The sequence below is a fragment of the Streptomyces sp. GESEQ-4 genome (assembly GCF_017948455.1).
In the GTDB taxonomy this organism is placed as follows: domain Bacteria; phylum Actinomycetota; class Actinomycetes; order Streptomycetales; family Streptomycetaceae; genus Streptomyces.
On record NZ_JAFFSU010000001.1, the window covers coordinates 931,447 to 943,738 of the forward strand.

Below are 12,292 nucleotides of genomic sequence, written 5' to 3' on the forward strand. Positions count from 1 at the left end.
GCCTTCAGTACAGGTGCCGGTAGTCGTCTTCGAGCATCTCTGCCAGCACCGCCGGATCCGCGTCGGCGAGCCCCATCTGGTCGACGGCGATCTCACCCATCGACGGCAGTTCCTCGGCCAGGGCCTGGCTCGCCGGATCCCACAGCCGGGAGCGGATCAGGGCGCGGCCGCAGTGGAAGAAGACCTCCGTCACTTCCACGACGATCGCCAGCCCGGCCTCCTTTCCCTCGGTGCGCATCCGGGCGAGCACGTCCGGTTCGTCGGTGGGATAGGCACGACCGTTGACGCGCAGCACTTCCCGCACTCCGGGGACGACGAACATCAGCCCGATCCCGTCGTTCTCGGCGAGATTGCGAAAAGAGTCGGCGAGGTTGTTGCCTGGCCGGTCGGGAATGGCGAGCGTGCGCTCATCGAGAACTTTGACGAATCCCGGATAGTCACCGCGCGGTGAACTGTCGGGGAGTCCTGTCGCGTCCGACGTGGCCATCGCCAGGAAGGGGGAGTGGGCGATGAAACGGCGGCAGTGCCCGTCGAGGCGGTCGTGTATTTTCCGCTTGATCAGGTCCTCGGGCTCGCCGATCCGGGCGCGTACGTCCGCGAAGGAAATCCGGCGCGGACGGGTCTCGGCAATTGCGTCATCGCTGGTCACATGATGGTCATGAGTGATCATTGAGGTTGCTTTCTACTCGCTTCCACAAGGCCCGCGACGGGCCCAGACGGCGTCTCGTGGGGGTCACCGGACGGCGTCGTACGCGGTGAACCCGGTGGCCAGGCGGATGTCGCCCCGCCCTACGGCGTCGGCGAGCAGATCGTTGAACTCGGCCCGGTGCACCAGCAGGTACTGATGGTCCTCGGGACCGAACTCCGGGGTGTCGAGCAGCCGCACGGCGGCATCGTGGGAGTACATCTCGGTGGGGACGCTGATACAGCGCACTTGTTCGCCGACGGCGAGGTCGTCGAGGACCGCCAGCGCATTCGCCCAGAGCCCCAGCGAGGCCCCGTCGGCGCGGATCTTCGGCGCGCGCTCACAGATCACCACCTCGGTCCCTGCATGGCGCAGCGCGAGCCCGGTTGTCAGGCGGATGTCCACTGCGAGCTCCCTCATGTCGTCGAGTGAGTTCGACGTTAGGAAGCGCAGCCGATTCACACCAGTGCAACCTTGGTAAGGAGTCCTTTCGCCAGTGATAATCCGGGGATGGACCATGTCGATCTGAACCTCATCGAGGCGTTGGACGCGCTGCTCGCCGAGAACAGCGTGACGAAGGCCGCGGAACGCCTGCACACCTCGCCACCGGCGATGAGCCGCGCCCTGGCCCGGTTGCGCCGCGCCTTCGACGACCCGCTCCTCGTGCGTGCCGGACGCGACCTCGTACCCACGCCCCGGGCCCTGGAACTGCGTGGTGAGGTGCACGCGGTCGCCACCCGGGCGCGTGCGCTGTTCGCGCCGTCGAACTCCGCCGATCCCCGAACCGCCGTGCGCACGTTCGACCTTCAGGTCAACGACATGCTGTCCACGACCTTCATCCCGTCCCTCCTCGACGACCTACGGGTCCAGGCGCCCGGTATCTCACTGCGGTTGCGGCCGGAGAGCCTCGAGGACACCCCGGCCCTGCGCGAAGGACTGGTGGATCTGGAGATCGGGATCGTGCGTCCCGGTGATCCGGAGATCCGCTCGGAAACACTCCTCACGGAGACCCTGATCGGCGTCGTGCGGCCGGACCATCCACTCACGAGGGCGAGAACCGTCACACCGCGGCGGCTCGCCGCCACCGACCACGTCGTCGTGTCGCGACGCGGCCGAGCTCACGGCCCGATCGACGAGCAGCTCGCCGAACTGGGCCTGAGCCGGCGCGTGGTGGCCGTGGTCCCCAGCGTCGCGACCGCGCTGTTCCTGGCCCGCGAAACCGACGTCGTCAGCGTTGCCCCGGCCGGACTCGGACGGCCGATGCTGAACACACTCGGGCTGCACACGTTCCCGATCCCCCTGGCGCTGCCGTCCCTGACCATCGGCATGGCGTGGCACCCACGTAACCACCACGACCGCACGCATCAATTGCTACGCGAACGTATCCGCCACATCATGACCACCGCCGTCGACGACGGAGCCGCGTGAGCAGTCCGGCTTCCATCCTCCGGCCTCCATGAGCCGGGCTTCGAGGTACTCGTCGGGGCGCTCCGTGTCGCCGTCGACGGTTCGGGCGTAGCGCTGTGTGTGTCTCGACCAGTCGAGGTTGCCGCGCATCCACGTCCGCATGCCGGCGAGACAGGGGGCGAGTTGGCCGGCTCGGTGGGGATGTGCGGTGAGGAGTCGGGCCTCCGCTCGCAGGAAGCGGTCCGTCTCCTCCCGGATGGCTGCGTGGACGTGGTCCAGCGCGGCCGACCGGCCCCATCCCCGATGGTGCTGGACGAGGAAGACGAGGTTGTGCACCTCACCCCGTGAGCGCTCCTTGGCCAGCGAGTAGACGTCGTTGGTCCAGCAGACGACGTTGCAGGCGGCATCGAGGGCGGAGGTGAACTCGGCGGCGGTGTAGAGGGTGTCGGGCACCGAGACGTCCACCGCGATCTCTATGAGGTCCATGCAGACGTAGATCGCGCCCGTGTGCCGGCGGTTGACGACGTACGCCTCCTCCGACGGGACGGTGCCGTGGACTCGATGCCCCACCTCCCAGACGGCCGCTGTCCTCAGACATGTCTCGAGGTGCCCGGCGAATCGACGGTGCCACCCGGGATGTCCGAGCGGCGCCGTGCGCTCCCACAGATCGGCCAGTGCGGAGACAGCGGTGGGAGTGTCCGGTCTCGGTGGGTCGGCGGGGCGGTGCCCGGTCAGTACGGCGCACATCTGGTCCGCGATCCGCAGTGCCCGTGCCGGGTCGCGTCCGACCCCTCCGTCGTCGAGCTGGTCGTCGACCAGGAACAGCCAGGCGAACCAGTCGGCCATGAGGTCCAGGCGCGAGGCGTCGGCGGTCGGATACACCGCTGCCGCGAACCACCCGAAGTCCGCTCGCTGGAAGCGTCTCCAGGCCGATTCCCGGTGGACGAGACCGGTGCGCCGTACCCAGTCGGCCACGTGACGGCGCGTCCGCTCCGCATGCGGATTGAGCCGGTGCGGGAACGCGCTGAGGATGTCCTGCTGAGAGGTGTCCATGAACGTACGGCCTTCTCGTGTCAGCGGTGCTCGAGTCGCAGCCGCATGCCGCCTCGGGGACGCAGCGTGATCAGGGCCTCCGGATGGACGTCGGGGGCGTCCGCGGGCAGGACCAGGCGGTGGGTACGCGCGACGGTGGCGAGCACCAGGGCGAGTTCGGTCAGGGCGAAGTGCCTGCCGATGCAGACGCGTTGCCCGCTGCCGAACGGGATGTAGGCGTGCCGGGGGCGGCGGGCGGCCTCTTCCGCGCCGAACCGCTCGGGACGGAAGGTTTCCGGCTCGTCCCAGAAGTCCGGATGCCGGTGCAGGACATAGCTGTTGATGAGCATGTTGCTGCCCGCCGGTATGCGGTATCCGGCGATCTCGTCGTCCTGACGCGCGTGGCGCATGAACTGGTAGGCGGGGGAGTAGATGCGCAGCGTCTCGTCTACGACCATGCGTGTGTAGGCCAGTTCGGGCAGGTCCTCGAACCGTGGGATCCGGCCGCCGAGCACCCGGTCGACCTCTTCGTGCAGCCGCTTCTCGGCATCGGGATGGCGCGCGAGGAGATGGAACGCCCAGCACAGGGCGTTGGTGGTGGTCTCGTAGGCGCCCACACAGAGGTTGAGGACCTCGTGGTGGAGCCGCTCGAGGCCCATTCCGCTGCCGTCTTCCTCGTCGACGGAGTGCAGCAGGAGGGTCAGCAGATCGGGTTCCGGGTCCGTGTTCGCGTCCGGGTCCGCGCTCGCGTTCGCGCGGAGCCGTCCCTGGACGAATCCGGAGACGAAGGAGTCCATGGCGTCGATCGCGCGCCGGAGCCTGCGATGGCCGGGGGTGGGCACGCTCAACGGCGGGAAGGGACGCCGGAAGAATGCCGCGAGGACGCTGTTGGCCACCCCGAAGGCCTGCTCGAAACCCTGGGCCGTCGCGCTCACGTCCGCACTGAACAGCGACCTGTTGACGATGGCGAGCGCGAGCCGGCCGAACTCGTCCATGGCGTCGATCACCCGCCCGTCGCGAGGGTCGCGCTCCCAGCGGTCCAGCATCTTCACGGTCTCGGTCGTCATGTTCCGGGCGAACGAGCCGACCGCGCCCGGGGTGAAATGCGGTGCCATCATGCGACGTTGCCGACGCCACTGCTCCGTGTCCGCGTTGGCGATCAGCCCCGTGCGCAGCACCGGACGTACGGCTTTGAAGAGAAAGGCGTTCTTGTCGTACTGCGCGCTCTTGTCGACGAGGATGCGGCGGATGTGGTCCGGGTGATTGACCATCACCATGGGGACGCCGAGCGTGCGGAAGCGGAAGATGTCGCCGTACCGCTCGCGGCCACGCGACAGAAAGGCCAGCGGGTCACGTCTGAAGGTCGGTGACCCGCGGAGACGGTCGGTGAACCTGACGGACGGCAGAGCCCTTGGAGACATGAACATCACCTCTGAACTGGGTAAATGAATGTTCATTAACATCCAATAACCTGGGGCACGCGGGGCCGGACCGTCAAGGAGTGCGCCCCAAGTCGACCGAATACCCGAGCGATCCGGCCGTAAGTCGCCGGTCGGCTTCCAGGCCCAGCAGCCGCTGTGCGTTGCCGAGCAGCCAGTCATGGGTGACCGCCTCGCCCAGGCCGAGTTCGGCCACCTCCCGGATCAGGGTGCGCACGGGCACGGAGTGGACCCAGGTCGCGGTCCCGAACATGACCTTGTGGCGCAGGGTGCTGCGGCCGTACAGCAGGAAGGGCTCCCAGCCCGAGCCGGGACGCGACATCCAGCTCGCGCGATGGGTGGAGAACTCCACGAAGACATGGGGGTGCCGTTGGGCGACCGAGATCATCTCGTGCAGCCACGGCCAGCCGCCGTGGCCCGCGACGATCCTCAGCTCCGGGTGGCGGCCCGCGAGCGCGTCGATGACCCTCGGGTGCGACAACTCGTTCGGGCGTCGGGTGCACAGGTGGTGCCCGGTGTGGATCCACACCGGCAGCCTCAGCCGCTCGGCCGCCGCGAAGACGTCGGCGTAGCGCGGCGCCTGCGGTTCGACGCCGTCCCGGAAGGCGATGACGGTGACGCCGCGCATACCCAGCGCGTGGCAGCGCTCCAGCTCCACCAGCGCGGCGTGCGGATCGCTGAGGTTCAGGCCCGCCCAGGCCTCCACCCGCCCGGGGACACGCGCAGCGAAGGCGGCCACACGGGTGTTGACGCTGTCACCGTCGTGCAGCCGGGCGCTGGACCCCATCAGCACCTGATAGGCGACGCCCTGATCGTCCATGGCGCGCAGATGGGCCGCCACGTCGATGTCGTCGGGCTGGTTCGCCACGAGGACCTCGACGGCCGCGTCCAGGTCGCCGGCGTCCAGCAGCCGGCGGTAGTGGGGGAAGTCCGCGCCGAAGACGGTGGTCATATGGCGGCCGAAGGCCCGCAGATAGGCCGGTGCCTGGACGCCCAGGTCGCGGAAGTAGGCGCCCCACGACTCGCGGTCGTACACCAGGGCGCACATGTCGATCGCGCTGATCCCGTCCTTACCGTCCGTCCCGCTCTCGTCGAGGACCCTCAAGATCTGCTCCCGTCCCGGGTGCGGTGAGCACGCGCCCGTCTCGGTCCGTGAGCCTCCCGGTGAGGAGGCTCCGCCTGGTAGTACCCGGCGTACCTTTCTGCTGCGGTGTGATCGCCATACGGCCGGTTGAGCCCGTAAAGTGAGCAGGTGAACGGCCATTCACCGGCTCCCCGCGACGCCGACGGCCGGCCGCCACCGAGGGACGGGAAGCACTCCATGGCCATGTCGACCGAGGGAGCGTTCGCCCCGCCGCCCAGGGGGAGCACGCGGAGGCAGATCGAGTCGGTCGCCGCCGAGTTGTTCTACCGGCGGGGATACGGCAACACGAGCGTCCGGGAGATCCTGGCGGCCCTCGGTATGACGCCCGCGGCCATGTACAACCACTTCAGGTCCAAGGAGGAGCTCCTCCACTCGATCGCCTCGCGGACCTGTGCCGAACTGGAGCGCCAGCTCGCGGATGCCTTCGAGCGGGGCGGCGGGGACCCCGTGCGCGAGCTGTGGGAGGCGGCCCGGACACTGACCGTCTTCCACACGACGTACCGCCTGGAAGCGGTCGTCAGCCGGTCGGAGACGCATCACCTGCCGCCGTCTCTGTCCACAGAGATCCGCGACAGCGAGCGCCGCATACGCCGGGAGTTTGAGCGGATGCTGGAGCAGGGGCGGACACGGGGTGCGTTCCGGGCTGCGCTGCCCGGTGGGCGGGAGGCGGACATTCCGGTCACCGCGAAGGCGTTGCTGGACATGTGCATCCACGCCGGGCTCTGGTTCCGTCCGGAGGGCAGGCTCAGCGCCGAGGAGATCGCCGAGCAGTACGGCGTCCTGGTGCTGCGGGCGGCGGGGGTCGGCCATGACGAGATTCAGTCGCTGTCCGCGAGCGTGCCCAAGTAGGCCTCCTGCAAGGCCGGTCCCTCACGCAGCCGGGCGGCCGGTCCCTCGGCCACGATCCGGCCCGTCCGCATGACGTAGGCCCGGTCGGCCAGGCCGAGGACGCGCTCGACGGCCTGGTCGACGAGGAGCACGGTCAGGCCTGTCGTACGCAGCTTCGCGACCGTCTCCAGGACCCGCTCGGCGGCGAGCGGCGCGAGGCCCAGCGACGGCTCGTCGATCAGCAGCATCCGCGGCTTGGCCACCAACGCCTGGGCGATGGCGAGGAGTTGCTGCTCCCCGCCGCTGAGCACCTCGGCCCGCGCCCGCAGCTTGTGTTCCAGGACGGGGAAGAGGCTGAACGTCCACTCCAGACGCTCGCGTTCCTCCGGTGCGGTCACCTTCCGCTTCCACAGGCCCAGTTCGAGGTTCTCGCGCACGGTGAGCCCGTGGAAGACGCGACGGCCCTCCGGCACCTGGACCAGTCCGCGCAGGCTGATCGCCTCGGGCCGGTCGCGGGTGATGTCGGCGCCGGCGAACTCGACCGTGCCCGCGGTCGGGCGCAGCAGTCCCGAGATCGTGCGGAGCAAGGTCGATTTTCCGGCTCCGTTCGCGCCGATCAGAGCGCAGATCTCGCCCTCGCGCACAGCGAGCGTGACGTCGTGGACGACGGGGACGGGGCCGTAGCCGGAGTGCACGCCACTCAGGCGAAGCAGCGGCGGTTCGGGCGTGGACATGGCGTCAGCTCCCCAGGTAGGCGTGGAGTACGCGGGCGTCGTGCAGCGCGATGGAGGGCTCGGCCGAGACGAGGGTGACTCCCGCGTCCAGCACGGTGACGTGATCGGCGACCGCCGCCACCAGCTCGATGTGGTGCTCGACGAGCAGCACCGTCATGTCGTGGGCCCTGATCTCCCGCAACAGCCCGTCCAGCATGGCGAGTTCAGCGGGCGAGAGGCCCGCGGCCGGTTCGTCCATCAGCAGCAGCCGGGGACGCGCCATGAGCGCGCGGGCGATCTCCAGCAACCGCTGGTTGCCGTGCGGCAGGATTCCGGCCGGGGTCCGGGCGTACGGCGTCAGGCCCACGAAGTCCAGGTAGCCAGCGGCCTCTTCGCGCAGCAGACGGGACTCGCGCCACCCCCGGGGGAGCGCGAGCGCGTGCTCGACGACGCTGACCCGCTCCCTGGCATACGCCCCGAGCAGGACGTTCTCCAGCGCGCTCAGCCGGGGCAGCAGCAGGGGAGTCTGGAAGGTCCGCGCGACCCCGAGGCGGGCGATCCGCTCGGGAGCCCGGCCGCTCACCTCCGTCCCGCTCAGCAGCACCCGGCCCCGCTCCGCGGGCACAAGACCGGTCACGGCGTTCAGCAGCGTGGTCTTCCCCGACCCGTTGGGGCCCACCAGCGCGTGGATGGTGCCCGGCTCCACCGACAGCTCGACGCCGCCCAGCGCGTGGACACCGCCGAAGGAGCGCCGAAGGTCCGTCGTGCGCAGCCGCAGCCCACTCCCCGGGCGACTGGTCATGGGAGTGGGCCGCGGCGCGGGCGCGTCCATCGACGGCACCGCATCTGCTCCCTCGGAGCGGTGCCGTCCTCCCGCGGTCAGACGCGCCACGATCCTGGGGCCGTGCTCCTCCCACGCCCCGGCGATGCCGTGCGGCACGTACACGATCAGAACGAGCAGGGCCACGGCGTAGATGAGCAGCCGCCACTCGGCCAGGTCGTCCAGCAGCTCGGGCACCACGAAGAACGCCAGCGTCCCCAGGAACGGCCCTGCCGTGCGACCAGCGCCGCCGATGATCACCACGAGGAGGAAGAACAGCGAGAACTCGATGGGGAAGTCGTCGGGGGTGACCATGCCGCGCGTCGTGGCCAGCAACGCACCCCCGAGTCCGGCGAGCGCGGCGGACAGACAGAAGGCGAAGATCTTCAGCCGGACGGGAGCCGCGCCCACCGTGCGTACGGCGTCGGGAGCGTCGCGTACGCCGGTGAGCGCCCGGCCGATCCGGGAGCGCAGCACGTTCGCGACCAGCCAGGTGGCCACCACGACCAGGGCGAGCACCAGCCAGTACAGCTGCTCCTCGGTGAGCGGCGTGCCGCCCGCCTCGGGCAGGGGGACACCGATGATGCCCGCGAACCCGCCGGTGAGGTCCCGCAGTTCGGTCAGCAGACTGCCCACCACCATGGCGAAGGCGAGGGTGATCAGCGCCAGATGCCAGGAGGACAGCCGGAGCGCGGGCAGGGCCATCAGCCCGCCGACGGCGGCCGACACGGCCATGGCGGGACCGACAGCCGCCCAGAACGACCAGCCGTTGTCGACGGTGAGCACGGCCGCGGTGTAGGCGCCGACCGCCACCAGGGCGCCGTGCCCGAGCGACACCTGCCCGGCGTACCCGAACAGCACGTTCAGGCCCATGGCGATCAGCACATAGATGCCGACCACGGTGGCGACGTGGAGGACGTAGCCGTCCCGGGTGAGCGGGGGCAGTACGACGGCCAGGACGAGGGCGACGCCAAGTCCCGTGCGTCGCAAGGAAGGTGACAGTAACTCAGACACGGCGCAGCTCCTCGCTTCCGCGCAGCCCTTGGGGCCGGACCAGGAGGATGGCGAGCGTGACGGCGAACAGGACGGCGGTCTGGGCGCCCGGTGAGACGTAGTCGGCGCCCGCGGCCTCGACGACGCCTACGATCCAGCCCCCGAGCAGTGCCCCGCGCACATCGCCGACCCCGCCGAGGACGGCCGCGAAGAAGCCCTTGATGAGCAGCCCGAAGCCCATCGCCACCGACGCCAGCGTCAGCGGCGCCGCCAGCGCACCGGTCAGCCCGGCCAGCGCCCCGCCCAGCAGGAAGGCCCGGCGGCTGAGCCGCGCGGGATCGATGCCCCGCAGCTGGGCCGCGTCCCGGTCGGCGGCCACCGCCCGCACGGCGCAGCCGGTGCGGGTCCGCGCGTGCGCCTCCAAGGCGGCGACCACGCCCAACGTGACCAGGACGACGGCCAGTTGGTAGCTGTTGAAGCGGACACCGAGGAACGTGAGGGGGTCCAGGGAAAGCGGCGCGGGGGGCTCCACGGTGCGCGGTTCGTCGGTCCACAGCCGGCCCGCCAGCTGGTTGAGCGCCAGCGAGAACGCCAGCGTCGTGATCACCCAGGCACTGCCGTACGGCGAGCGCCGCAGCACGGGCGCCACGGCCACCCGCTCCTCGACCAGCGCGACGGCGGCGACCCCGGCGGCAGCGATCGCCGCCGCGAGCGGCCAGGGCAGCGCCAGCACCGCCATGGTCATCGCGCCCATCATCACCAGGTCGCCCTGGGCGAAGTTGAGCACCCGGGTCGGCCGGTGCAGCACCGTGAGGCTCACGGCCACCAGCCCGTACAGGCTGCCGTACACCAGGCCGGGCACCAGCACGTCGTTGATCATGTCTGGCCGCCCGGGGCCAGCTCGCGGAAGATGCCGTGCACCGACTGCTTCCTCTTGGCGGACAGCAGCGAGGCGACGACGAGGGCGCCGTCGTCGATGCCGGTGTGCCGCGCGGAGGTGAACGAGATCCGTCCCCGGGGACCTTGGTGGTCGGTCACCTTGTCGAAGGCGGCCTTGAGCCTGTCCGGGGCCAGGGTCTTCTCCCGCTCGACGAGGTCGGCCAGCAGCTTGAGGAAGTCGTAGTAGGGGGAGGTGGCGGCGGTGAACTCCAGCCCGGCGGCGGTGGGTTCCGCCGCGATCCGCCGGGCGTACTCCATCGCCGGGCCCTGGGCCGGCGTCTCGTCCGGCCGGTAGCTGAAGGCGGCGTAGGTGGTGGTGTACAGCCGTTCCATCAGCTCCTCGGGGAAGGCGTCGTAGGCCTTGATGTAGCTGAGTTCATGGGAGACGACCGGCGGCGCGAAGCCGGTGGCCGCCATGGCCCGCAGGGTCAGCACGGAGGTCTGCGGTTGGCCGCTGAACAGGCCGACGGCGGCGGCGCCGTCGCGGTCGAGCTGTTTGACGAACGGGGTCATGTCGGGGGCGGCCTGGTTGAAGACCTGGACGGAGACGGGGCGCGTGCCGTAGCGGTCGTCGAGTACGGCGGTGAAGGCGTCCCGAATCGCTTCCCCGTACTCGGAGTTCTCCACCAGCAGCCCGACCTTTCTGAGACCACGTACCTCGCACAGGTAGCGGGCCACGGCGGCCGTCTGCTGCCGGGTGTTGAAGACCAGTTGGTAGTGGTAGGGGAACTGCCCTCCGTCGCCGAGCCGTTCGGCCACGCCCCAGGCGGACTGGAGTACCTCCGCGCGGCCCAGCACACTCGCCGACGCCACCGCCTGGGAGCTGCCCGTCGGCCCCAGCGCGAACTGCGGCCTGTCACGCAGCAGCCGTCGGGCCACCATCGGCTGCGTCCCGGGCTTGCCCTCGTCGTCCTCCTCGAGGAGTTTCAGCGGCCTGCCCAGCAGCCCGCCCGCCTCGTTGATCTCCCGCACGGCGAGCCGGGCCGCAGCGTAGGCCGGCTTGTACGCGGACGCCAAGGCGCCGGAGGCCGGCTGGATCCAGCCGAGCCGGGCCTTTCCGTCCGCGTCGCCGGCGTCGTCCGAGCCGCCGCAGGCGGCCAGGGCGGGGGCCGCCCCCAGCCCCATCGCGGCGGCGAGGCCGAACCGCCCGCTGCTGCGCAGCAGATCGCGACGTGACAGTTGCATGGCGCTCCCTCTCCCTGGTGCGTATGTGGACCTGTGTGTAGGTGGAGTCGATTCGTGGTGGCGCTGCCCGGGCCCGCCCCTTCGTCGGCGGGAAGGGGCGGGCGGGGGCGAGCAGTGGCTCGCCGGCTCCGGCTCAGCACGTGGGCCTGAGCTCCGGGTCCGCGGGACCGGGGCGCTGCAGGGCGTTGGTGATCCACTGCAGCGGGACCTGGTCGAAGGCGAGGTTGAGATGGTTGATCGTGCTGTCCGGGCACCTGTCCTGGACGGTGACGTTGGTGACCTGGCTGGAAGCTCCCTTCAGATGGGCGCTGGCGTACGGCAGGATGTACTCGTCGAACTCGGTGCTGATCGTCGTGTAGCTGACGCCCGGCTCCACCTCACGGCTCTCGTTGAGGTGGGTGAGGAACGCCGAGCCGACGTCGAACTGCAGGCAGGACGGGCAGAACGCGGTGGCGACCCACTCGGGCATGTCGTGCCAGGGCGAGTGGAACGTCGTGCCGTGATTGGGTGGTCCGAGCGCCACGAAGTCGTCCACCCACCTGGCTCCGCCTTCGAAGCGCAGGTACTGACGGGGCATCAGGCCACCGGCGCTGTGCCCGACCAGGTCGACCTTCAGAGAGCCCGTCGTGATCCGGACGCGGTCGACGAACGCCTTGAGATCCTTGGCGGATTCCTCCAGTGGCGCGACGCCCGGCAGCGGGTATTTCCCCTGCCCGGTGCCCCAGGTCAGCGCGTAGACGCAGAACCCGGCCTTATGAAGGTTTTCCGATACGAACGGCCAGTTGACGTCCGGTGTGGCGTACAGGCCGTGCACCAGGACGACCGGTTCGGGGTGCTGCCGGGTGGGCCGGCACCGCCAGTCGTTGGCTCCGGGCAGTGGTGGGGCGGACGGTGGGTCGTCGACGGCCGCGGATCGGTGGTGCGGCTCGGGTTGGGCCGAGGACGACGCGGACGGCAGTCCCAGTGCCACTGCGGCGAGTGCGGTCACGCACGCCAGCCGGAGGAGGGTGTGGATCCGGCGGGTGCGAGAGGGGCTTTGGTTGGGCAAGTGCGGCTCCTTCGGTGAGGCCGGGCGGGGTCCCGACCCTGCCCGGCCGTCGGAGCGGT

At 70.2% G+C, this 12,292-nt stretch carries 12 protein-coding genes; 2 read left to right on the plus strand and 10 right to left on the minus strand.

Going from position 1 to position 12,292, the window contains the following annotated elements; genetic code table 11:
* Positions 1–4 precede the first annotated feature (4 nt).
* Positions 5–649 (minus strand): MSMEG_1061 family FMN-dependent PPOX-type flavoprotein, encoded by a 645-nt coding sequence (locus KCH48_RS04225; protein ID WP_307840796.1) that lies wholly within the window; start codon positions 647–649, stop codon positions 5–7.
* 84 nt (positions 650–733) lie between these two features.
* On the minus strand, positions 734–1,105 hold the full coding sequence (locus KCH48_RS04230; protein ID WP_210570510.1) for an NAD(P)/FAD-dependent oxidoreductase: 372 nt from the start codon (positions 1,103–1,105) through the stop codon (positions 734–736).
* Between the two features lie 90 nt (positions 1,106–1,195).
* Here KCH48_RS04230 and KCH48_RS04235 point away from each other — a divergent pair, with 90 nt between their 5' ends.
* Positions 1,196–2,113, plus strand: a complete 918-nt coding sequence (locus KCH48_RS04235; RefSeq protein ID WP_210570511.1) for a LysR family transcriptional regulator — start codon at positions 1,196–1,198, stop codon at positions 2,111–2,113.
* Here KCH48_RS04235 and KCH48_RS04240 read toward each other — a convergent pair.
* From KCH48_RS04240 to KCH48_RS04250, 3 genes are all read right to left on the minus strand, one after another.
* Complete coding sequence (locus tag KCH48_RS04240) at positions 2,057–3,145, minus strand: terpene cyclase (protein WP_210570513.1); 1,089 nt, start codon at positions 3,143–3,145, stop codon at positions 2,057–2,059. The two genes, KCH48_RS04235 and KCH48_RS04240, sit on opposite strands and share 57 nt — an antisense overlap.
* A gap of 20 nt (positions 3,146–3,165) precedes the next feature.
* Positions 3,166–4,545 (minus strand): cytochrome P450, encoded by a 1,380-nt coding sequence (locus KCH48_RS04245; RefSeq protein ID WP_210570515.1) that lies wholly within the window; start codon positions 4,543–4,545, stop codon positions 3,166–3,168.
* Positions 4,546–4,618: 73 nt separating this feature from the next.
* Positions 4,619–5,668, minus strand: a complete 1,050-nt coding sequence (locus KCH48_RS04250; protein ID WP_210570517.1) for an amidohydrolase family protein — start codon at positions 5,666–5,668, stop codon at positions 4,619–4,621.
* Positions 5,669–5,884: 216 nt separating this feature from the next.
* Between KCH48_RS04250 and KCH48_RS04255 the strand changes: the two genes are divergently transcribed.
* Positions 5,885–6,556: a TetR/AcrR family transcriptional regulator gene (locus KCH48_RS04255; RefSeq protein WP_210570518.1), complete on the plus strand. Its 672-nt coding sequence runs from the start codon at positions 5,885–5,887 to the stop codon at positions 6,554–6,556.
* Here KCH48_RS04255 and KCH48_RS04260 read toward each other — a convergent pair.
* The 5 genes from KCH48_RS04260 to KCH48_RS04280 all read right to left on the minus strand — a co-directional run bounded on the left by KCH48_RS04260 (position 6,526) and on the right by KCH48_RS04280 (position 12,233).
* Positions 6,526–7,269 carry an ABC transporter ATP-binding protein gene (locus tag KCH48_RS04260; protein WP_210570519.1) on the minus strand — a complete coding sequence of 248 codons (744 nt, stop codon included), beginning with the start codon at positions 7,267–7,269 and terminating at the stop codon, positions 6,526–6,528. The two genes, KCH48_RS04255 and KCH48_RS04260, sit on opposite strands and share 31 nt — an antisense overlap.
* Positions 7,270–7,273: 4 nt before the next feature.
* Positions 7,274–9,082 (minus strand): ATP-binding cassette domain-containing protein, encoded by a 1,809-nt coding sequence (locus KCH48_RS04265; protein WP_210570520.1) that lies wholly within the window; start codon positions 9,080–9,082, stop codon positions 7,274–7,276.
* Positions 9,075–9,941: a branched-chain amino acid ABC transporter permease gene (locus KCH48_RS04270; protein WP_210570521.1), complete on the minus strand. Its 867-nt coding sequence runs from the start codon at positions 9,939–9,941 to the stop codon at positions 9,075–9,077. The genes KCH48_RS04265 and KCH48_RS04270 overlap by 8 nt, the downstream gene beginning before the upstream one ends.
* Complete coding sequence (locus KCH48_RS04275; RefSeq protein WP_210570522.1) at positions 9,938–11,185, minus strand: ABC transporter substrate-binding protein; 1,248 nt, start codon at positions 11,183–11,185, stop codon at positions 9,938–9,940. The genes KCH48_RS04270 and KCH48_RS04275 overlap by 4 nt, the downstream gene beginning before the upstream one ends.
* Positions 11,186–11,318: 133 nt before the next feature.
* Complete coding sequence (locus tag KCH48_RS04280) at positions 11,319–12,233, minus strand: triacylglycerol lipase (RefSeq protein WP_210570523.1); 915 nt, start codon at positions 12,231–12,233, stop codon at positions 11,319–11,321.
* Positions 12,234–12,292 lie beyond the last annotated feature (59 nt).

What these genes read in the sequence shown, in the direction of transcription:
- KCH48_RS04230 (WP_210570510.1), bottom strand. Translation starts at nt 1,105, where the DNA reads ATGAGGGAGCTCGCAGTGGACATCCGCCTGACAACCGGGCTCGCGCTG.
- KCH48_RS04235 (WP_210570511.1), top strand. Translation starts at nt 1,196, where the DNA reads ATGGACCATGTCGATCTGAACCTCATCGAGGCGTTGGACGCGCTGCTC.
- KCH48_RS04240 (WP_210570513.1), bottom strand. Translation starts at nt 3,145, where the DNA reads ATGGACACCTCTCAGCAGGACATCCTCAGCGCGTTCCCGCACCGGCTC.
- KCH48_RS04245 (WP_210570515.1), bottom strand. Translation starts at nt 4,545, where the DNA reads ATGTCTCCAAGGGCTCTGCCGTCCGTCAGGTTCACCGACCGTCTCCGC.
- KCH48_RS04255 (WP_210570518.1), top strand. Translation starts at nt 5,885, where the DNA reads ATGGCCATGTCGACCGAGGGAGCGTTCGCCCCGCCGCCCAGGGGGAGC.
- KCH48_RS04260 (WP_210570519.1), bottom strand. Translation starts at nt 7,269, where the DNA reads ATGTCCACGCCCGAACCGCCGCTGCTTCGCCTGAGTGGCGTGCACTCC.
- KCH48_RS04270 (WP_210570521.1), bottom strand. Translation starts at nt 9,941, where the DNA reads ATGATCAACGACGTGCTGGTGCCCGGCCTGGTGTACGGCAGCCTGTAC.
- KCH48_RS04275 (WP_210570522.1), bottom strand. Translation starts at nt 11,185, where the DNA reads ATGCAACTGTCACGTCGCGATCTGCTGCGCAGCAGCGGGCGGTTCGGC.